Raw genomic sequence first — 19,360 nt, forward strand, 5'->3', positions numbered from 1 at the left:
TACTATGACTTTCGGGAAAGGCTCTGCTTTGGCAGAGCCTTTTTTCTTGCCCGGTGACAAGCAATACAGCGATCCGATCGGTCAACGGGCCGTTGCAGCGACGCATCACGCTTGGGGCCAATCGTTTTGCCTGCGGCTTGCTTTTTGCCAAAACCTGCAAGTACGGTTCAGCAAACCGCCACAAAATGTTGAGCGCCATGAAAAAAATCTTGTTATCCACAACCATCGTTCTGGCCGTTGCGGCCTGTGAAGATCCCTTTAACCGGCAAGGTGTTGGGTTCACTGGAATTGATGGAGAACCCCGCACCATCTCGGACGTTCCCGGCGCGGTCGCCTTTGTACCGCCAGCGACCAATGTTCCGGCAGAGCTGGCCGAACTGCCAACCATCGCTGTAATTAGTGATCAGGTTGACCCTATCAAAAAGGCGCGGGTGGCCATCGACAATGGTGGTGTGAGCCCGGACAACGCGGTGCAATTGTCTGGCAGCGCGACCGATCTGTTCCTTAGCACGGTCGATGTGAACGGCACGGTCTATGGTGTTCTGCGTACCCGCAACAGCGCGACACGCGTGGATAACTCGATCGGTGCAATCTTTGGAGACGAGACCGAACGCTTCACAGGCTGTCTGGCAGCTGGTGATGTTTTCGGAAAAGGATCGTCAAGCCGCAGCTCTGGTTTTGCCGTTCCACTGAACTGCAGCTAGTAAATCGAACAGTCTTTATTCGAACACCCCCGCTAAACAGGCGGGGGTTTTCTTTTGCAACATGACGTTGGACAAAAGAAAAGGGCCGGTCTTTCAACCGGCCCATATGCATTTGCAATGCTGTGAAGCTTTATTCCTGTTGCCCCATGAACATCAGCAGGAACTGGAACATGTTCAGGAACGAGATGTACAGGCTCAGCGCGCCGTCAAAGGCGGCTTTGTCCAGCCATTCCTGATCGCCATGTGCGGCATGTGCGACATATGTGTTCTTGATGTCCTGCGTGTAGTAGGCGGTCAGACCCGCAAAGATCAGGATACCGATGGCCGAGATGGCCAGCATCATTACACCCGACTGCAGGAACAGGTTGATCACCATCGCCACAAGCAGACCGATCACACCCATCATCAGGAAGGTGCCCATGCCGCTGAGGTTCCGCTTGGTGGTGTAGCCATAAAGGCTAAGACCACCAAACGCGATTGCGGTGACCAGGAAGGTCTGTGTGATCGAGTAGGGCGTAAATATCATGAAGATCGAACTCATCGACACGCCCATCACGGCCGCGAAGACGAAGAAGCCAAGCTGAACAGTCGCGGCGGAACCGCGACGCATCAGAGCACCCCAGCCGAACAGGATAAAGGCAAGCGGTGCAAACATGACAACCCACTTCAGCGGCGACAGGAACAGAGTTCCGCCCAGGCTGGTCAGGTAGCGGTCAGCGCCAATCTGCGCCACTGCATTTGACGGGTCGCTGGTGACCGCAAGCCCGGCAATCGCCCAAGCTGCCAATGCTGTGATCAGCATGCCGACGGACATTGTGCCGTAGACTTTATTCATATGGGCGCGCAGGCCCTGATCAATCTCGGCGGCGCGCGCGCCGGATACCGTCCGGACCGTGTCGAATTGTGCCATCAAAGGGTCTCCCTTTAGCTCGTGTTATTACGCCCCGGCAAAGCGGGGCGGTTTCCCGTTAAATATCGGCAACTAGGGGCTGTATTTCAAGAGTTTCCGTCGGAAAACCGACTAAAACACGCAACAAAAAAGGCGATAGGCAACCCAGCGTCACCTATCGCCTTAAAAACATGAGCATACGATTCATCTTTTCCAGTAGTTTGGGGCATCCCAAAGGTAACGGCGCGCTTCTTCCATCGCCTCTTCTCGGGTAATTCCCATGTCTTCCAAAGACGTATTTTCCAGTTGCATCAATCGGCGGCGCTGGCGCCTCACTGCAAACATGTGTTGGATCAACGACATCATAGGGCGCGTTGCGTTTTGACGGGTCTGTTTGAGCGCAATTTGGGTCATAAATATTGTCCTTTCTGCATTCTCTGATGGTTTCCCGAAAACCGATCAACTTCCTTGATGTATATGGCAAGGCATGTCATATTTTAAAAACGAATATTTTTGATGAGTCACATAAGGGATCGTGAAGATGCGAAATCTGGACATTACCACCTTACGCTCGTTCATGGCGGTTGCCGATCAGGGTGGGGTCACCCGTGCAGCTGGTTTTCTGCATCTGACACAGTCTGCAGTTTCGATGCAGCTTAAGCGTCTAGAGGAGTTGCTGGGCCTTGAACTGCTGGATCGCAGTGGACGCACGATCGCGCTTACCGCCTCGGGTGAGCAGTTATTGACCTATGCGCGTCGAATGATCGCGCTGAATGACGAGGTGATCTCGAAACTGACTGATCAGGCGTTCGAGGGCGAAGTCGTACTGGGCGTGCCGCATGACATTGTCTATCCGGCCATTCCACGTGTTCTGCAACGGTTCAACTCCGATTTTCCGCGTGTTCGCGTGCAACTGGTGTCATCCTATTCGTTACAGCTAAAAGATATGCTCAAGCGGGGCGAATGCGATGTGATCCTGACCACCGAGCCGACCCCCGTTGATGGGTCCGAAACCATCGCTGAGCTACCGCTACGCTGGATCGGTGCGCAGGGCGGTTCTGCCTGGCGAAAGCGTCCGTTGCCCTTGGCTTTGGGGCGCCGATGTCTGTTCCGCCCGCAGGTGATCGCGGCGTTGGACGCGGCTGGCATCCCTTGGGAATTGTCGGTGGAAACCGAGAATGACCGAACCATCGAGGCCACCGTCAGTGCCGATTTGGCCGTTCATGCCATGCTGGACGGAACCGAAGCCGCGCATCTGGAACAGATCGAATCAGGTGGTGCGCTTCCGGAATTGCCGGCCCATATGATCAACCTCTACGGCGGCAATGAAGGGCGGGACCCGATTGTCGATGCCCTGGCGCATCTGGTCAGGCAGAATTTCCGCCTGCTGGGGGGCAGCCCGCTGCGTGCGGTCGCGGGATAAAGGAGTTTAGATTGTGATAACGACCTTGCCGGTGGACTTGCGTTCTTTCAGCAGCTGCATTCCCTGTGCGACTTCGGACAAGGGCAAGATGTGGCTGATATGCGGCTTGATCTTGCCTTCACTGTGCCAGCGAAACAACGTGTTGAAACTGTCCCTTACGATTTCGGGTCGGAAGGTCAGATAACCGCCAATATAGAAGCCAATCACCGTCAGGTTTTTGACCAGTAGGTGATTGGCGGGGATTTGCGGAACCTCTCCACCGGCAAACCCGATGGGCAGCAGACGCCCTTCGGGGTTCGTGGCCCGAAAGGCCGCTTTGAACACGTCGCCACCGATTGCGTCATAGACGACATCTGCGCCACCCAACGCTTTGACCGCGTCTCTTAGGTCTTCTGAGGTGTCGATCAAGTGATCTGCGCCCGCAGCTTTGGCAACGGCCAGCTTGTCCGCCCCGCGTGCCTGCGCGATTACGGTTGCCCCCATCAACTTACCAATCTCGACCGCTGTCAGGCCAACCCCGCCCGCCGCGCCGGTAACCAGCAGTGTTTCACCCGGCTGCAACCTGGCACGGTGATCCAGTGCCAGGTGGCTGGTTCCATATGCGATCTGGATCGCCGCCGCCTCTTCGAAGCTGATCGTGTCGGGCAGTGATATCACCCGTGCGGCGTCAAAAACCCCAAATTCCGCCAGCCCACCCTGTCCTGAATAGACGGCCACGCGATCACCAATGCTGATGCCGCTTACATCGGCACCCACCGCATCTATGACACCCGCAACCTCCATCCCCAATGTGAACGGAGCGGCGGGCGTGTCCTGATATGTCCCTTTTTGCATCAGAAGGTCGGCAAAATTCAGTCCGCAGGCTTTGATCGCAACGCGCACCTGACCCAAGGAGGGATTAGGTGTGGTGATCTGGCAAAGCTTGGCCTGCTCACCTGCGGATTGAATGTGAAATGCCTGCATAATCTGATCATCTCCCTGCACCGGGCATAGGTGCGTTTTGCACGGGACTTGTCAATGATATTGGGCGGCCGAGCTTGACCCAAAAAGCAACACGGTGTTCGCGGCTTTGGCCAATCAGGGACACAACCATAAACCATCGTTCTGGCTGCATGACTCAACCATCTTGAAAAATGATCAAAAAAAAGTAATAAAGGCAGCTAGTGCTGTAATCGGGGGAGGCACGATCCGTATTAGGGAATGGTTAAATTCCATTCTCTAATGTTGCGATACCGGACGTCGCGCAATCCCGATCAGATGTTTGTGTACTAAAGGAGAATACCAATGACTCATCACGTCGATGTCCATGTGGGCAAGCGCGTTCGGCATCGCCGCTGGCTGATTGGGATGACCCAACAGCAATTGGCGCAGCAAGTTGGTATCAAGTTTCAACAGATCCAAAAATACGAAACCGGTGCCAACCGAATCAGTGCTTCTCGCCTTTGGGACATTGCTGAGGCATTGGAAGTTCCTGTCAGCTTTTTCTTTGAAGGGCTGGAAGAGGTTCAGAAAAGCGCGGATGAAAAGAAGTCTGTGCCTGCGGACCTGATGGGGGATAAGGAAGCGTTGGATCTGGTGCGCTCTTACTACGCAATCCCGGAAAATCAGCGCCGCCGTCTGTTCGAATTGGCACGGGTTCTGAGTGACGTAGCGTGATCTGATCGCGCGCGCTTGACTTTGACAGGCGTTGGCCGCACCAGTGGCCCATGCACCAGACCCATCTGACCGATATGGATGTTGCTGAAGAAATGGCCGACGCGGCGCGCGCGGCCATTCTTCCGCATTTTCGCCAACACGATCTTGAAACCGCTAACAAGCTGGAAGGCGGGTTTGATCCCGTCACTATCGCAGATCGCGCGGCTGAAAAAGCAATGCGCGAGGTGTTGCAACGTCTTCGCCCCGATGACGGCATCTTAGGTGAAGAGTATGGCCAGTCCGAAGGCCAAAGCGGTCGCGTTTGGGTTCTGGACCCAATCGACGGAACGCGCGGATTTGTCAGTGGCACACCGACGTGGGGCGTTTTGATCGCGCTCAGCACCTCAGCCGGCCCAGAACTGGGGGTGATCGATCAACCCTATATAGGCGAACGGTTCAGAGGGTCGTCCGAGATTGCGCAGCTGACCGGGCCCTTGGGCACATCACAGTTGGCGACGCGTGCAGTAAAGACGCTCGAACAAGCCACCCTGTTCACAACCTTCCCTGAAGTCGGCACCTCTGAAGATCGCGCAGGGTTCGAAGCTGTGTCAAAACAGGTACAACTGACGCGCTATGGCATGGATTGCTATGCCTACGCGCTGCTGGCTGCGGGACAGGCGGATCTGGTGATCGAGGCGGGGTTGAACGCCTATGATATTCAAGCTCCGATTGCGGTGATCGAGGCTGCTGGTGGCATCGTAACCGATTGGCAAGGCGGACCCGCGCATAATGGTGGACGTGCCCTTGCAGCTGCCAATGCCGAGATTCATGCGGCCGCGCTAGACATCCTGCGCACCTACTAAACCATTGCCCCAGTAACGCCCTGACGCTAAACTGGTATCAGCCGGTTCTTACGCCTGTTTTCCACCGGCCTCGCATTCCTTGCATGAGACAGGCAATTGCAGGAGTGCCGCTATGACTGAATTTCTTATCAAAAACGCAGATACCATCCTGACCATGGATGATGACCGTCGCGAGCTAAACGATGCAGATATCCTGATCCGCAACGGCCAGATCTCGCAACTTGGTCACGGGCTGACGACAACGGGCGAGGTGCATGATGCCAGGGGCTGCGTGGTCACGCCGGGTCTGGTGAACACGCATCATCACCTTTACCAGACCCTGACCCGCGCGGTTCCGGGCGGGCAGGACGCGTTGCTGTTTGGCTGGCTGCAAACGCTCTATCCCATCTGGGCGCGGTTCGGGCCGGAGCAGATGTTTACCTCAGCCCAGATCGGGCTGGCCGAGCTGGCACTATCCGGCTGCACCCTCAGTTCCGATCACCTGTACCTCTATCCCAATGGCGCACGGCTGGAGGATACGATTTCCGCCGCCTCGGACCTGGGCCTACGCTTTCATCCCACCCGCGGCGCGATGAGCATTGGCGAAAGTGACGGGGGCCTGCCGCCGGACAGTCTGGTTGAGGCTGAAAATGATATCCTGAAAGACATGATCCGCGTTGTGGATGCGTTCCATGATCCGAGCGAGGGATCGATGTGCCGGGTTGGCCTCGCGCCCTGTTCGCCCTTTTCAGTCAGCCGGGACCTGATGCGCGATGCCGCTCTGCTGGCGCGCGATAAGGGCGTCATGCTGCACACCCATTTGGCCGAGAATGACGAAGATATCGCTTATTCCCAGGCGCAATTTGGCTGCCGTCCGGGCCAATATGCCGAGGATCTAGGCTGGACCGGCCCCGATGTCTGGCACGCGCATTGCGTCAAGCTGGACGGGGCCGAGATCGATCTGTTCTCGAAATCCGGAACCGGGGTAGCCCATTGCCCTTGTTCGAACTGCCGTCTCGGATCGGGTATCGCACCGGTGCGAACCATGCGCGATCAGGGCGTGAATGTTGGGCTCGGCGCGGATGGGTCGGCCAGCAATGACAACGGCAATCTGATGCTTGAGGCGCGGCAGGCGATGCTCTTGCAACGTGTCGCAAACGGGGCCGACGCCATGTCAGCTCGCGAAGCGCTGGAGATTGCAACCCGAGGCGGCGCGGATGTACTTGGACGGCCCGATTGCGGCCGGCTGATACCGGGCAAGCGGGCCGATATCGCCGTGTGGGACACGTGCTGCATCGAAAGCGCGGGCAGTTGGGACCCCGCTGCTTTGCTGTTGGCCGGGCCTATGCAGGTCAAACACCTGTTCGTCGAGGGGCGTCAGATCGTACGGGACGGTCATATTGCAACGATTGACTTGCCGTTGGCCATTGAGCGGCAGAACGCATTGGCGCGGGCGTTGCGGGATTAACCCGCGCGCTGCCCGTTGATCCAGACGTCGGCAATGGCGCGGTCGTCGCCCATCATGATGGTCGGGAAGACTGCTTCCCACAGATCATCCGCATGGGCCTCGCGCTGGGCGATGGCTGGGGTCGAGGCAAGGTCGATGACAACCAGATCGGCCTCCATCCCCGGGGCGACGTTGCCGATGCAGTCGTCCATCCGCAGTGTCCGGGCTGATCCGACTGTACCCAGCCACAGCAATTGCGCCGGATGCAGAGGGCGCCCGCGCAGTTGGCCGATCTCATAAGCGGCGGCCATCGTGCGCAGCATCGAAAAGCTGGACCCGCCGCCGGTATCGGTCGCCAACCCGACCCGGTGGCCGTCATGGATCAACCCATTCATGTCAAACAGGCCCGAGCCGATGAAGGTGTTCGAAGTCGGGCAATGCACCAGCGCTGCATCAACTTCACGCAACCTGTCGCGTTCACGGTCTTCCAGATGGATAACGTGACCGTAAAGACCATTTCGACCTAGAAGACCGAATTTCTCATAGGTGTCCAGATAGTCCCGCGTATTCGGGAACAGCGACCTAACCCATTCGATCTCATCCGTCTGCTCGCTCAGATGGGTTTGCATCAGGCAATGTGGATGTTCTGCCCAAAGCGCCCCCAAAGCCTCAAGCTGTTCAGGCGTGGATGTGGGCGAAAACCGAGGTGTGATCGCGTAAGACAGACGATCCACGTGGTGCCATTTCTCCAGCAGCGCCGCGGACTGGTCATACGCTGTTTGCGCATTGTCCTGCAAACCCTCAGGCGCGTTGCGATCCATGCAGGTTTTGCCAGCTACAACCCGTTGCCCGCGTTGTTGCGCGACCGAGAAGAACGCATCGACGCTTTCGGGATGGATCGTGCAGAAGCTGCACATGGTGGTGGTGCCATGCGCCGTTGTCAGGTCGAGATAGCGGTTCGCGATCTCGGTCGCATAGTTGGTATCGCCGAACTTCATCTCTTCGGGGAAGGTATAGGTGTTCAGCCAGTCGATCAGCCGTTTGCCCCAGCTCGCGATCATGGCGGTTTGCGGGTAATGGACGTGAGGGTCCACAAAACCGGCCATGATCAGGTGGTTGCCATAGTCCCGAGTTTCGGCACCCGGATGAGCATCGGCCAGCGTGTCCAGTGAACCGACAGCTTGCACGCGCCCGTCTTCGATCACCAGCGCCTCGTCCAGACGGGTCGCGTCGGTAGGTACCCCGTCAAAGGGCGATCCGTCGAAACTCAGTATGCGCCCTTTCAAAAGCGTCTTTTGCACCATTCGCCCTGTTCCCTAGCTATTTGAGGCCACGGATCAGCATATGCGGGCGAAAGATGCGGGTAAATCGGCGTATTGTCATTGTTTTCCGGTAGCTGCTTCTTCTAATTAGGGATCAATGACCGACTAAACGGGGGCAGATATGACGACAGGCTTTGATGAACCCGTAAGTGACTCGACCTCTGACGAGGATGCCTATGCGCTGGATCGCCGGACTGTCGCGACCATTCTCTATGCCGTGGACGTGGATGATCGGGCCAAGCTGATCGAGCTGATGGAGCCGCTGCACGCAGCCGACATCGCCGACCTTTTGGAACAGATCAACCCTTATGACCGGGCCCGGCTGATCCGTCTGTATGACAAGGAATTTGACGGCGACATTCTCTCAGAACTGGATGAATCGGTCCGAGAAGAAGTCATCAGTGTCCTGAATCCCGATGTTCTGGCCGAAGCCGTTCGGGACATGGAAAGTGACGATGTCGTTGACCTGCTGGAAGACCTTGAAGAGCCGCAGCAGGAAACCATTTTGGACGCGCTGGAGGATTCCGAGCGCGTCGCGGCAGAGCAGGCGCTTGCCTATCCGGAAAACTCGGCCGGTCGCCTTATGCAGCGCGAGGTGGTCATGGCGCCCGAACACTGGACAGTGGGCCAGGCCATCGATTTCATGCGCGCCAATGACGACTTGCCTGAACAGTTCTATCACGTCGTTCTGGTCGATCCGCGCCTGAAACCCGTGGCACAAGTTACCTTGGGCAAGCTGATGGCAACCCGGCGCGAGGTTCCCCTGCATGATCTGACGGAAGAGGAATTTCATGTCATTCCCGTTGATCAGGACGAAGAGGATGTGGCCTACGCGTTCAACCAGTATCACCTAATCTCGGCCCCAGTTGTGGATGCTGATGGCCGACTGGTCGGCGTAATCACCATTGACGACGCGATGGTGGTTCTTGACGAGGAGCATGAGGAAGACATTCTGCGTCTCGCCGGTGTCAGCGACGAAAGCTCGCTGTCGGACAGCGTTGCCGCAACAAGTCGTCGGCGTTTGCCGTGGCTGGCGGTGAACCTGTGTACGGCCATCTGCGCCTCGCTGGTGATTTCACAATTCGAGGCGGCGATCGATCAGTTGGTGGCGCTGGCGATCCTGATGCCGATTGTGGCCTCGATGGGGGGGAATGCGGGGACCCAATCGCTGACTGTTGCGGTGCGGGCGCTGGCGACGCGCGATCTGACTGCCGCCAATGTCATGCGCGTGATCCGGCGAGAGCTGTTGGTCGGCATGCTGAACGGGCTGTGTTTTGCCATCGTGTTGGGGACGGTAGGAATGCTCTGGTTTGATTCTCCACTGCTGGGCGTCGTGATTGGATCAGCCTTGGTCGTGAACATGATCATCGCGGGTTTCGCGGGTACGGTAGTACCTGTGGTGCTGGACCGACTGGGTGTTGACCCCGCTCTGGCTTCGGGGACATTTGTGACGACCACAACGGATGTCATGGGGTTCTTTATCTTCTTGGGACTGGCCAGCGTGGTGCTTTTGTGACCGATCTGACTGAAATCAAGGCTGCAGCGCGCAAAGCGGCCTTCGCCCGTCGCAAAGCCGCGTTTGATGCGCGCCTGCCCGGAGCCGCAGGACGTCTGTCCGAGGTTTTGGCAGGCTATCGGGGCGTGCCCTTGTCAGGCTACATGCCGATCCGCACCGAAATCGACCCGCTGCCCGCGATGGCTGAGGCTTCGGCCTATGGCGCGGTTGGCGTTCCGGTGATCCAAGCCGCCGGTCAGGCATTGAAATTCTCGCGCTGGACGCCTGAAGGGGGGCTGAAAGATGGGCCTTTTGGCGCAAAGGTGCCTGAGGTTGACGACTATTTCGACCCCGAGATCCTGATCGTTCCGCTGGTGGCTTTCGATGCACTGGGCGGACGGCTGGGATATGGTGGCGGCTTCTATGACCGCACGCTGGAAGGGTTGCGCGCCAAGCGCCCGACGCTGGCCATCGGCTTTGCCTTTGACGCGCAAGAGGCCGAGGGGTTGCCTCTGGAGCCTACAGATCAGCCGCTGGACATGGTCATTACCGAGAGCCGGGTGCTTAGTTTCAATACTTAACCCATATTCTCGGCTCGGAAATACTCCCATGCATCCTGCCTTGAGCCATCTGGCATGGTACATGTCCCGGTTTGGCCATCCTCGCCATCGACGATCTGATACTGCCCACCTTTTTCGCTGCAGAAGGTCGCTGCCGGGTTGGCCAGCCCGGTCGTGGGCTCCGAAGGCTGATCGCAGGCGGCGAGGGGGGCAAGAAGGGTGGCGAAAATCAGGTGGCGGGTCATGAATGTCTCCGATCCAATGCAGTTTTGCGCTTTATGGCCTTAGTTTAACCGCTTGTGCTTGGCATTGACCACACTTAGGACGGTGCGCATGAGGATACTTTTTCTGGGTGACGTCATGGGCCGCGCGGGACGCACGGCCATCCAGCAGCATCTGCCGCGTCTGCGCGATGAGTGGCGGCTGGATTTCGTTGTGGTCAATGGCGAGAACGCCTCGAACGGGATGGGCCTGACCGGCGATCACTCCAAGCTGTTGCTGGATGCAGGTGCAGATTGTGTGACGTTGGGCGATCATGCCTTCGACCAGAAAGATATGCTGCAGTTCATCGAGAAAGAGCCGCGCATCGTGCGCCCGGTGAACTTTGCCAAAGGCGCACCGGGGCGCGGGCATCGCTTGTTCAACGCGCCTGGAGGCCGAAAGGTGCTGGTGGTTCAGGTGCTGGGGCAGGTCTTCATGAAACGGCCCTTTGACGACCCGTTCTCGGCCATTGAACCGATCCTGAAATCCCACCCGCGCGGCGGGCAGGCGAACGCGATCATCGTCGATATGCATTGCGAGGCGACGTCCGAAAAGATGGCGATGGGCCATTATTGCGACAAACGCGCCAGCCTCGTGGTGGGGACACACACACATGTGCCCACGGCAGACTCGCAGATCCTGCCCGGTGGCACGGCCTATCTGACGGATGCGGGGATGTGCGGTGACTACGAATCCGTCATTGGTATGGACAAGGTCGAGCCACTGCGCCGGTTCATTACCGGTATGCCAAAAGCGCGATTCACCCCCGCGAATGGCGAGGCAACGTTGAGCGGTGTATTCGTCGAGACCAACGATCAGGACGGCAGTACAAAAACCGTGCGCATGGTACGCGTCGGTGGGCGGCTAGAGCAGGCGGGTCCGTAAAGGCTTGCCCTGCCTCGCGCAATGCGGGAAACTACCCGTCAGGCGCTTGGGCCAGGGTTCGGACAGAATACCACGAATGCACTTCCTTTCACTGACAGACACCGGCAGCGCAATTCTGGCGCTTTTGATTGTTGCGGGCATGTTCGTCATGTTCCTGCGAGAAGCTTACCCGACCGAGGTGGTCGCCATCGGTGGTGTTGCTTTGATGCTTGTGACGGGAATACTGCCCTATCAAAGCGCGCTGGCCGTCCTGTCAAATCCCGCCCCTTGGACCATTGCGGCGATGTTCATCATCATGGGGGCGCTGGTGCGTACCGGGGCACTGGATGCCTTCACCTCGACCGCGCAGAAACAGGCGCAAGTGAACCCGAAGATCGCCATCGCCCTGCTTATGGCATTTGTGGTTCTGGCCTCGGCTGTGGTCTCTAACACGCCCGTTGTTGTTGTGATGATCCCGGTCTTTGTCCAAATCGCCCGCACGCTGAATGTGCCAGCCTCAAAACTGCTGATTCCGCTGAGTTATGCGGCCATTCTGGGTGGAACGCTGACCCTGATCGGAACCTCGACCAACCTGCTGGTGGATGGTGTTGCCCGCACGCAGGGCATGCAACCCTTCACAATTTTCGAGGTCACCCCGCTGGGGATCGCGCTTGTTATCTATGGCATGCTCTACCTGCGTTTTATTGCGCCCCGACTGCTGCCGGATCGGGATAGCATGGCATCGCTGCTCAGCGATCGGTCCAAGATGAAGTTCTTTACCGAGGCCGTCATCCCGCCCGACAGCAACCTGATCGGGCGCGAAGTAACCGGCGTGCAGTTGTTTAAACGTCCCGGCGTACGCCTTATCGACGTTGTACGTGGTGATGAATCGTTACGCCGCAATCTGCAAGGTGTGACGCTCAATGTGGGTGATCGGGTGGTTCTGCGCACCGAGATGACCGAACTTCTGAGCCTGCAACGCAACAAAGAGCTAAAGCGGGTTGATCAGGTGTCGGCGATTGAGACCAAAACGGTCGAGGTTCTGATCACTCCGGGCTGCCGTATGGTCGGACGCACGCTTGGGGCGCTCAGGCTGCGACGGCGTTATGGTGTCTATGTTCTGGCGGTTCACCGTCGGAACCAGAATATCGGCCGACAGTTGGATGATCTGGTCGTGCGCGTGGGCGATACACTGTTGTTGGAAGGCTCACCCGCCGACATTCAGAAACTGGCCGCAGATATGGACATGGTCGATGTGACCCAACCTTCGGCGCGTGCATTCCGTCGTAGCCATGCGCCTATTGCTATTGGTGCGTTGGTTGGGATTGTTGCTCTGGCAGCGTTTGGCATAGCACCTATCTTGTTGCTGTCGATTTTGGCGGTCGCAGTTGTTCTGGTCACGCGTTGCATCGACGCGGATGAGGCCTTTTCCTTTGTCGAGGGCCGCCTGCTGGCACTGATCTTCGCTATGCTTGCCATCGGAGCCGCTCTCGATGCTTCGGGTGCAGTGTCGCTGATCGTCGAGGCCATCGCGCCTTCGCTTGGGCTATTGCCACCCTTCCTGATCATATGGGCGGTATATCTGCTGACTTCGGTCTTAACCGAATTGGTGTCGAACAATGCGGTTGCAGTTGTGGTTACACCTATCGCTATAGGGTTGGCACAGGCGGTCGGGTTGGATCCACGCCCCTTGGTTGTCGCCGTCATGGTTGCGGCTTCGGCGTCTTTTGCAACGCCCATTGGATACCAGACCAATATGATGGTCTATGGTCCGGGCGGGTACAGGTTCACTGATTTCATGAAGGTGGGTATACCGCTCAACCTGACGGTTGGGCTGCTGGCGTCGCTGCTGATCCCGTTGATCTGGCCACTATAAAATCGGCGCAAGCTTGCCGCCGCGCTGCGGTTGCCCTTGTAAAATCACGCGAACATACAAAGCTTTGTGCATGTAATTGTGCAGAGGGAATTGGATCATGTCTGCGAGAGTAACCGCAATTTGTACTGCAGCAGCTTTGATGCTGGGAATGGGTCAGGCGGGTATCGCCGGAACCGTCGCAGGATCAGCCACCTATCGTGAACGGATTGCTGTGCCGCCAGATGCCACCTTGTTTGTCGAACTTCAGGATGTCTCTCTGGCGGACGCGCCTGCTGTGACCTTGGCCGCTCAACGCTATGCACTGACAGGTGTTCCTGCACAGTTTAAGCTGACCTATGACGATTCACTGATCCGGGATGGGCACAGCTACAGTGTTCGTGCGTCGATTTCGCAGGGTCAAAGGCTGCTGTTCACCACCGATACCAGTTATCCGGTTCTGACAAACGGTGCCGATGATGCGGTCGATCTGATCTTGATTCAGGTGCAGAGTGAACCTTCACTGGACAATACAGACTGGATTGTTGGAACGCTGAACGGCGCTCCGGTTGAGACTGAACGGCGGCCAGAACTGAACTTTGCACAGAACGGTGCATTCTCCGGTACTGGCGGGTGCAATCGGTTCACGGGTCAGGCCGAGATAACCGGCAACCAGATCGACTTTCCGGACAATATGGCCGCTACCCTGATGGCGTGCCCACCTCCGTTGGATGAGGTCGAACGTGAGTTTCTGAAAGCACTGCAAACCATCACGAGTTTTGCGCGGCACGGGGATGCGTTGGCGCTGTTAGATGGGGCGGGTGAGCCGGTCCTCCAACTGGTGCGCAAATAAAATCTAGATCAGGCCACCGCACGTGACCGGCCTGCATTGCGGCCCGAGAAGATACAGCCACCAAGGAACGTGCCCTCAAGCGCGTTGTAGCCATGATAGCCTCCGCCGCCAAAGCCCGCGACCTCTCCGGCGGCGAACAGGCCGGGCACCATTTGCCCGTCAGCACCGATCATCTGGCTGTCCAAATTGGTCTGCAGCCCGCCCAGGGTCTTGCGGGTCAGCACATGCAGTTTGACCGCAATCAGCGGGCCATTGGATGGATCAAGGAACTTGTGCGGCTTGGCGGTGCGGATCAGTTTGTCCCCGCGATAGTTGCGCGCTGCCAGGATCGCCATCATCTGCGCATCTTTCGAGAACGGATTGTCGACCTGAGAATCCCGCGCCTCAATCTGTGCCCGCAGATGTGCCTCGTCAATCAGACCGCCGCCCAACTGGTTCATGCCACTGACCAGTTCGGTCAAGGTATTGGCAACGACAAAATCCTCACCCTTTTCCTTGAAGGCCTCGACCGGTGCGGTGGCTTTCGAGCCCGATAAAATGCGCTGCCGGATGACCTCTTTCCAACTGCCCGAGGTGAAATCGGGGTTTTGTTCTGATCCGGACAAAGCGAATTCTTTTTTGATCACCTTCTGCGTCAGTACAAACCAGCTGTAATCGTATCCGGTTTTTAGGATCTCGCGCAGGGTCCCCAACGTGTCAAAGCCCGGCAGGCAAGGAGGTTCCATCCGGTTGCCAGTCGCGTCGAACCACATCGAGCTTGGTCCGGGTAGAATACGAATGCCATGGGAGGGCCAGATCGGATCCCAGTTTTTGACGCCTTCGGTATAGTGCCACATGCGATCGCCGTTGATCACATGCCCCCCTGCCTTTTCGCTGATCGCGATCATGCGGCCGTCGACGTGAAACGGAACGCCAGCGACCATGTCTTTGGGTGGCTTACCCAGACGATCTTGCGGCCAGTTCTTCCGGACCATTTCGAAATTGCCACCGATCCCGCCAGAGGTGACGATCACCGACGGTGCGTAGAACTCGAACTCTCCAACCTCTTCCCGGTTGGTCTTGCCGCCGCGCTGGGCGGTGTCGTCGGCCAGAACCTCACCCGACACGCCTTTGGCGGTACCGTTTTGCATGATAATGTGGCTGACCTGATGGCGGAACTTCAACTCGATCAAACCGGCGCTGACATGATCTTTGACGCGGCGAATGAAATGTTCCAGAACGCCGGGCCCTGTGCCCCAGGTGATATGAAACCGTGGGACCGAGTTGCCATGCCCATTGGCGAAAGACCCGCCGCGTTCGGCCCAGCCCACCACTGGGAACCAGCGCAGACCCATCTCATGCAGCCATGGCCGCATTTCTCCAGCCGCAAACTCTACATAGGCTTCGGCCCATTTGCGCGGCCAGGTATCTTCGTCACGGTCGAACTGAGCGCTGCCCATCCAGTCGCGCAGGGCCAATTCATTACTGTCCTTGATCCCCATACGGCGCTGTTCCGGCGTGTCGACCATGAACAGGCCACCCAGGCTCCAGAACGCCTGACCGCCCAGAAAGCTTTCGGGTTCCTGATCAACCATGATCACCTTTTTGCCGCGGTCGCCCAGTTCGGCCGCCGCGGCCAGACCGGCCAAACCGCTACCAACAATAACTGCATCTGCGGTGGTGTTGGTCATGAGCGGTCCTTTCAGCGTTTGCGGAACCAAATGAGAAATGGCAGCACGACCGCATACATCGTGATCCCGTAGACGGCAGATGGCAGGGCCAACGGGCTGAACCCGCTGTCGGTACTGGTGATCAGGGCCGCCAGCGTGATACCCAGCGTCGAGTTCTGGATGCCCGTATCAATCGAGATGCTTTTACACTCGGCCCATGACAGGTTTGCGGCACGCGCGATCCCCAGCCCGATCAGCAAAAGCGCGATATTCAAGGAAATCAAGCCCGTGCCCATAATGCCAAGGTTATCGACAAAAGTTTGCCAGTTTCCAGCCAGTGCTGCCACGACGATCAGAACGAAAAGAATGGAGGCAAGCGCGGACAAGCCACCTTCAACGCGGTTTGCAAACCCTGTGGCAAACTTACGAATACTGACGCCGATCGCGACTGGAAGGGTTGTGATCAGGAACATGGCAATGGCCAAACCGGTGATCGAAACCTCGGGCGCGTTTTCTCCCATAAAATGCGTGATAGACCACGCCGCCAGAACCGGAACTGTCAGGATCGACAGAATGCTGATTACCGCGGTCAGGCTGACCGATAAAGCCACATCGCCCTTTGCAAGTTTGGTCAGGATGTTGCTGGTTACACCGCCGGGGCAGAAGCTGAGCAACATAAAACCAACCGCGATCTCAGGGGGAAAGCCAAACAAGGTAACAGTTGCAAACGCGGCGATGGGCAGCAGCACCACCTGACACACCGCACCGATGGCAAAGGGGATTTTGCGGCTTAGCACACGTCGGAAATCTGCAATCTCAAGCCCAATACCCAGCGACAGCATGATAATGGCCAGCGAGATCGGCAGGCCGACATTAATAAGCAAATCCAAGAACAACTCCTCCCCAGGGTGTTTGGGATCAGCCTACGCGAGCTTGAAAGCCGCAGGCAATACCGCCGTTAGGTCACTTGTAGCGCTGGACAAACCGGCGCAGGATTTCACCGGGCTGGGTGACATCTGCGGCGTTGCAGATATCGATCAGGATTTGCGCGTCTTCAGGTGGGAAATAGCCGTGGTGCTTGTAGATATTGATGCGCTGCTCAAAGTCCTTTGCGTCCGCCTCCGGGTGAAATTGCGTGGCATAGACGTTCTGGCCCCAGCGGATCATCTGAAACGGGCAGGGGTCAGACGCGACAAGATGTACGCAGCCGTCAGGCAAGGCTTGCACGGCTTCCTTGTGGCCGACAAAGGCGTCGAATTCCCGGGTCAGCCCGGCTGTCAAAGGGTCTGTTGCGCCGTCGTCGGTTAGTCGGCAGGATGATGGGCCCACCGGCTCGCCGAACCGGGCTTTGCTGACATCCCCGCCCAGATGAGCCACCAGAACACCCAAGCCATAGCAGCAACCCATGAAGGGATGATCCTGCGCCGTAATCTGCGGCATAAGCCCCATGACCGCACCTTCGATCTTTGCGTCAAGCGAGGATTTCGTGTTGGGATCGTCACTGACGCAGCCGGGGCCTCCGCCGACGATGACACCCGCGTAATCTGTGACATTCAGCCCCTCGGGCAGGTCCTCGCAATCCAGCCGAATGCGGTGCGTCTGCGCAGGCGATAGGCCGGTTTTGTCCAAAACCGAGGCATATTCGGCGTCCGAGGCATCTGTCTCGGGGCGGAGTTGCAGGATCAGAAAGCGTTTCATAGGCGGCCTTTACCTGTCACAGCGGCCAGAAGACAAGGATCGAGGGGATCGAGACCGCGATGATCAGGATCTCCAGTGGCAATCCCATGCGCCAGTAGTCGCCGAACCTGTAGCCACCGGGGCCCAGAACAAGTGTGTTATTCTTGTGCCCGATGGGGGTGAGGAATGCAGCCGAGGCCGCCACCGCAACCGTCATCAGGAATGGATCGGGTGAAACTTCCAAAGTACGGGCCATCTGGATACCAACAGGGGCGGCGACAATGGCCGTGGCAGTGTTGTTCAGCACATCCGACAGGGTCATGGTCACGACCATCAGCACTGTCAGAATAGCCCAGGCGGGCAAGCCATTGGTCAGTTGTATCAAGGCGTTCGCGATGAGTTCAGTCCCGCCGGAAGTCTCCAACGCACTGCCTAAAGGGATCATTGACCCTAACAGTACGACGACGGGCCATTCGATGTGATTGTAGATGTCGCTGATCGGCATGATCTTGGTCAACACATAGGCAATGACCACAAGCCCCAACGCAATGGGCAGATAGATCAGGCCGACGCTAGCCGCCAGAACGGCCGCCGCAAACAGGCCAATGGCGAGCCAGGCTTTTTCATTTGCGGTTACGTTCAACCCGCGTTGTGCCAGCGGCAAACAGCCCAGCCATTCGGTCACATCAGCACCTCTGTCGCGGGGGCAGAGCAGCAGAAGGATATCACCTGCTTCCACCTCGGTCTTGCGGACCTGTTCGGTAATCTGGCGACCCTGACGGGAAATACCCATCAAAACGGTGCTCTGTCGCCATGCTAGCCCCAATCCCTGAGCGGTGCGACCTGCAATGCGCGCGCTTTCGGTGGCGACGACCTCGATCACTTCAAGCCCTTCGCCCTCGGCGGTCAGCACCTCTTGCCTCCGGGTGTCCGAGAAATTGAGTTTCAAGGCTGCGCGAAATTCGTCCAGCGCTTCGGGGCGGGCCTCCAGCACCAGCGCGTCGCCTTCTTTCAGTGTCGCGTGGGAGGATCGGCCATAGCGCCGCTTGCCATCTCGGATCAGCCCAATGATGGCGACATCGGATTTCTCGGCATCTTCATAAAGTTCGCTGACACGCTTGCCGATATGAGGGGAGTCAGGAGGCAAGGTCAGTTCCGCGATGTATTCAGCCAGTGATTCAGAGGCTTCCTGTTGCTGACCCCGGTTCGGGATTAACCGCCAGCCAATGAGGGACACAAAGGCCAGCCCGGCAATGGCGGCAATACCGCCAACCGGAGCAAAATCGAACATCTTGAAGGGCTCGCCCAACGTTTCTTCGCGGATTGAGGCGATGATGATATTCGGCGGTGTGCCGATCAATGTGGCCATGCCACCCAGAATGGTCGCAAAACTCAGCGGCATCAGGGACAGCCCCACCGATCGCCCGGCCTTGCGCGCGGTCTGAATGTCCACCGGCATCAGCAGGGCCAGCGCGGCGACGTTGTTCATGAAGGCTGACAGAACCGCGCCGATCCCGCCCATCAGCGCGATATGGGCGCCCAAACCGCGTGAGGCATCAACCAGCGTGCGGGTGATCAGGAACACCGCCCCGGACCGGACCAGCCCGGCAGAGACAACCAGAACCAATGCAACGATGATCGTTGCAGGATGACCAAACCCTGCGAAGGCATTGTCCACCGGTACAACACCCAGCACGACACCGATCATCAGGGCGGCGAAAGCCACGAGGTCATAGCGGAACCGGCCCCATAGCAGCATTGCAAAAACAGCAGCAAAAAGCGTGAAAAGAATGATTTGGTCTGTCGTCATGCCGCCACCATACCTGCACGGGGGCGTCTCGCAAGCCGATCCCTTGATCCTGCCCCCCGCAAACGTCTATATGAGCG

General features: G+C 57.8%; 19 protein-coding genes. 10 read left to right on the plus strand and 9 right to left on the minus strand.

What is annotated here, in order from left to right; all coding sequences use genetic code 11:
* Positions 1 to 197 precede the first annotated feature (197 nt).
* Positions 198 to 704: a hypothetical protein gene (locus ACR0DH_RS04400; RefSeq protein WP_480547422.1), complete on the plus strand. Its 507-nt coding sequence runs from the start codon at positions 198 to 200 to the stop codon at positions 702 to 704.
* 130 nt (positions 705 to 834) lie between these two features.
* Here ACR0DH_RS04400 and ACR0DH_RS04405 read toward each other — a convergent pair whose 3' ends face one another.
* A complete protein-coding gene (locus ACR0DH_RS04405) occupies positions 835 to 1,614 on the minus strand; it encodes a Bax inhibitor-1/YccA family protein (RefSeq protein WP_170531842.1) in 780 nt (259 codons plus the stop codon).
* 183 nt (positions 1,615 to 1,797) lie between these two features.
* Complete coding sequence (locus ACR0DH_RS04410) at positions 1,798 to 2,007, minus strand: YjiS-like domain-containing protein (protein ID WP_480547424.1); 210 nt, start codon at positions 2,005 to 2,007, stop codon at positions 1,798 to 1,800.
* Positions 2,008 to 2,134: 127 nt separating this feature from the next.
* Between ACR0DH_RS04410 and ACR0DH_RS04415 the strand changes: the two genes are divergently transcribed.
* On the plus strand, positions 2,135 to 3,016 hold the full coding sequence (locus tag ACR0DH_RS04415) for a LysR family transcriptional regulator (protein ID WP_480547426.1): 882 nt from the start codon (positions 2,135 to 2,137) through the stop codon (positions 3,014 to 3,016).
* A gap of 6 nt (positions 3,017 to 3,022) precedes the next feature.
* Here the strand turns inward: ACR0DH_RS04415 and ACR0DH_RS04420 are convergent, their stop codons facing one another.
* Entirely contained in the window at positions 3,023 to 3,979 is a 957-nt protein-coding gene (locus ACR0DH_RS04420; RefSeq protein ID WP_480547428.1) for an NADPH:quinone oxidoreductase family protein, read from the minus strand.
* A 321-nt stretch (positions 3,980 to 4,300) separates the two neighbouring features.
* Here ACR0DH_RS04420 and ACR0DH_RS04425 point away from each other — a divergent pair, with 321 nt between their 5' ends.
* From ACR0DH_RS04425 to ACR0DH_RS04435, 3 genes are all read left to right on the plus strand, one after another.
* Complete coding sequence (locus ACR0DH_RS04425) at positions 4,301 to 4,672, plus strand: helix-turn-helix domain-containing protein (protein WP_480501238.1); 372 nt, start codon at positions 4,301 to 4,303, stop codon at positions 4,670 to 4,672.
* Positions 4,673 to 4,722: 50 nt separating this feature from the next.
* Entirely contained in the window at positions 4,723 to 5,514 is a 792-nt protein-coding gene (gene hisN / locus ACR0DH_RS04430) for a histidinol-phosphatase (protein ID WP_480540414.1), read from the plus strand.
* Positions 5,515 to 5,626: 112 nt separating this feature from the next.
* Positions 5,627 to 6,961: an 8-oxoguanine deaminase gene (locus tag ACR0DH_RS04435; RefSeq protein ID WP_480547430.1), complete on the plus strand. Its 1,335-nt coding sequence runs from the start codon at positions 5,627 to 5,629 to the stop codon at positions 6,959 to 6,961.
* On the opposite strand, the gene guaD is transcribed toward ACR0DH_RS04435, so the two are convergent.
* Positions 6,958 to 8,244, minus strand: coding sequence for a guanine deaminase (gene guaD, locus ACR0DH_RS04440; RefSeq protein ID WP_480547432.1), 1,287 nt, complete (start codon positions 8,242 to 8,244; stop codon positions 6,958 to 6,960). The two genes, ACR0DH_RS04435 and guaD, sit on opposite strands and share 4 nt — an antisense overlap.
* Before the next feature lie 139 nt (positions 8,245 to 8,383).
* On the opposite strand from guaD, the gene mgtE reads away from it, so the two are divergent.
* Both mgtE and ACR0DH_RS04450 read left to right on the plus strand, forming a co-directional pair.
* Positions 8,384 to 9,778, plus strand: a complete 1,395-nt coding sequence (mgtE, locus tag ACR0DH_RS04445) for a magnesium transporter (protein WP_480540420.1) — start codon at positions 8,384 to 8,386, stop codon at positions 9,776 to 9,778.
* Entirely contained in the window at positions 9,775 to 10,338 is a 564-nt protein-coding gene (locus ACR0DH_RS04450; protein ID WP_480547434.1) for a 5-formyltetrahydrofolate cyclo-ligase, read from the plus strand. Before mgtE ends, ACR0DH_RS04450 begins: the two co-directional genes overlap by 4 nt.
* Here the strand turns inward: ACR0DH_RS04450 and ACR0DH_RS04455 are convergent.
* Complete coding sequence (locus ACR0DH_RS04455; RefSeq protein WP_480547436.1) at positions 10,335 to 10,562, minus strand: putative hemolysin; 228 nt, start codon at positions 10,560 to 10,562, stop codon at positions 10,335 to 10,337. The two genes, ACR0DH_RS04450 and ACR0DH_RS04455, sit on opposite strands and share 4 nt — an antisense overlap.
* A gap of 88 nt (positions 10,563 to 10,650) precedes the next feature.
* On the opposite strand from ACR0DH_RS04455, the gene ACR0DH_RS04460 reads away from it, so the two are divergent.
* From ACR0DH_RS04460 to ACR0DH_RS04470, 3 genes are all read left to right on the plus strand, one after another.
* Complete coding sequence (locus tag ACR0DH_RS04460) at positions 10,651 to 11,463, plus strand: TIGR00282 family metallophosphoesterase (RefSeq protein WP_480547437.1); 813 nt, start codon at positions 10,651 to 10,653, stop codon at positions 11,461 to 11,463.
* A 76-nt stretch (positions 11,464 to 11,539) separates the two neighbouring features.
* A complete protein-coding gene (locus ACR0DH_RS04465; RefSeq protein ID WP_480547439.1) occupies positions 11,540 to 13,318 on the plus strand; it encodes an SLC13 family permease in 1,779 nt (592 codons plus the stop codon).
* Between the two features lie 97 nt (positions 13,319 to 13,415).
* Complete coding sequence (locus tag ACR0DH_RS04470) at positions 13,416 to 14,147, plus strand: YbaY family lipoprotein (protein WP_480547441.1); 732 nt, start codon at positions 13,416 to 13,418, stop codon at positions 14,145 to 14,147.
* A gap of 8 nt (positions 14,148 to 14,155) precedes the next feature.
* On the opposite strand, the gene ACR0DH_RS04475 is transcribed toward ACR0DH_RS04470, so the two are convergent.
* From ACR0DH_RS04475 to ACR0DH_RS04490, 4 genes are all read right to left on the minus strand, one after another.
* On the minus strand, positions 14,156 to 15,817 hold the full coding sequence (locus ACR0DH_RS04475; protein ID WP_480547443.1) for an FAD-binding dehydrogenase: 1,662 nt from the start codon (positions 15,815 to 15,817) through the stop codon (positions 14,156 to 14,158).
* Positions 15,818 to 15,828: 11 nt separating this feature from the next.
* Positions 15,829 to 16,686, minus strand: coding sequence for a bile acid:sodium symporter family protein (locus ACR0DH_RS04480; protein WP_480540434.1), 858 nt, complete (start codon positions 16,684 to 16,686; stop codon positions 15,829 to 15,831).
* Between the two features lie 73 nt (positions 16,687 to 16,759).
* A complete protein-coding gene (locus ACR0DH_RS04485) occupies positions 16,760 to 17,494 on the minus strand; it encodes a glutamine amidotransferase (RefSeq protein ID WP_480547445.1) in 735 nt (244 codons plus the stop codon).
* 16 nt (positions 17,495 to 17,510) lie between these two features.
* Complete coding sequence (locus ACR0DH_RS04490) at positions 17,511 to 19,283, minus strand: SLC13 family permease (RefSeq protein WP_480547447.1); 1,773 nt, start codon at positions 19,281 to 19,283, stop codon at positions 17,511 to 17,513.
* Between the last annotated feature and the right edge of the window lie 77 nt (positions 19,284 to 19,360).

It is taken from the genome of Ruegeria sp. I1 (assembly GCF_056532675.1).

Coding starts and splice junctions, on each gene's coding strand:
- ACR0DH_RS04470 (WP_480547441.1), top strand. CDS start 13,416: ATGTCTGCGAGAGTAACCGCAATTTGTACTGCAGCAGCTTTGATGCTG.
- ACR0DH_RS04425 (WP_480501238.1), top strand. CDS start 4,301: ATGACTCATCACGTCGATGTCCATGTGGGCAAGCGCGTTCGGCATCGC.
- ACR0DH_RS04465 (WP_480547439.1), top strand. CDS start 11,540: ATGCACTTCCTTTCACTGACAGACACCGGCAGCGCAATTCTGGCGCTT.
- hisN (WP_480540414.1), top strand. CDS start 4,723: ATGCACCAGACCCATCTGACCGATATGGATGTTGCTGAAGAAATGGCC.
- ACR0DH_RS04475 (WP_480547443.1), bottom strand. CDS start 15,817: ATGACCAACACCACCGCAGATGCAGTTATTGTTGGTAGCGGTTTGGCC.
- mgtE (WP_480540420.1), top strand. CDS start 8,384: ATGACGACAGGCTTTGATGAACCCGTAAGTGACTCGACCTCTGACGAG.
- ACR0DH_RS04485 (WP_480547445.1), bottom strand. CDS start 17,494: ATGAAACGCTTTCTGATCCTGCAACTCCGCCCCGAGACAGATGCCTCG.
- ACR0DH_RS04415 (WP_480547426.1), top strand. CDS start 2,135: ATGCGAAATCTGGACATTACCACCTTACGCTCGTTCATGGCGGTTGCC.
- ACR0DH_RS04460 (WP_480547437.1), top strand. CDS start 10,651: ATGAGGATACTTTTTCTGGGTGACGTCATGGGCCGCGCGGGACGCACG.
- ACR0DH_RS04455 (WP_480547436.1), bottom strand. CDS start 10,562: ATGACCCGCCACCTGATTTTCGCCACCCTTCTTGCCCCCCTCGCCGCC.
- ACR0DH_RS04435 (WP_480547430.1), top strand. CDS start 5,627: ATGACTGAATTTCTTATCAAAAACGCAGATACCATCCTGACCATGGAT.
- guaD (WP_480547432.1), bottom strand. CDS start 8,244: ATGGTGCAAAAGACGCTTTTGAAAGGGCGCATACTGAGTTTCGACGGA.
- ACR0DH_RS04420 (WP_480547428.1), bottom strand. CDS start 3,979: ATGCAGGCATTTCACATTCAATCCGCAGGTGAGCAGGCCAAGCTTTGC.
- ACR0DH_RS04400 (WP_480547422.1), top strand. CDS start 198: ATGAAAAAAATCTTGTTATCCACAACCATCGTTCTGGCCGTTGCGGCC.
- ACR0DH_RS04405 (WP_170531842.1), bottom strand. CDS start 1,614: ATGGCACAATTCGACACGGTCCGGACGGTATCCGGCGCGCGCGCCGCC.
- ACR0DH_RS04490 (WP_480547447.1), bottom strand. CDS start 19,283: ATGACGACAGACCAAATCATTCTTTTCACGCTTTTTGCTGCTGTTTTT.
- ACR0DH_RS04410 (WP_480547424.1), bottom strand. CDS start 2,007: ATGACCCAAATTGCGCTCAAACAGACCCGTCAAAACGCAACGCGCCCT.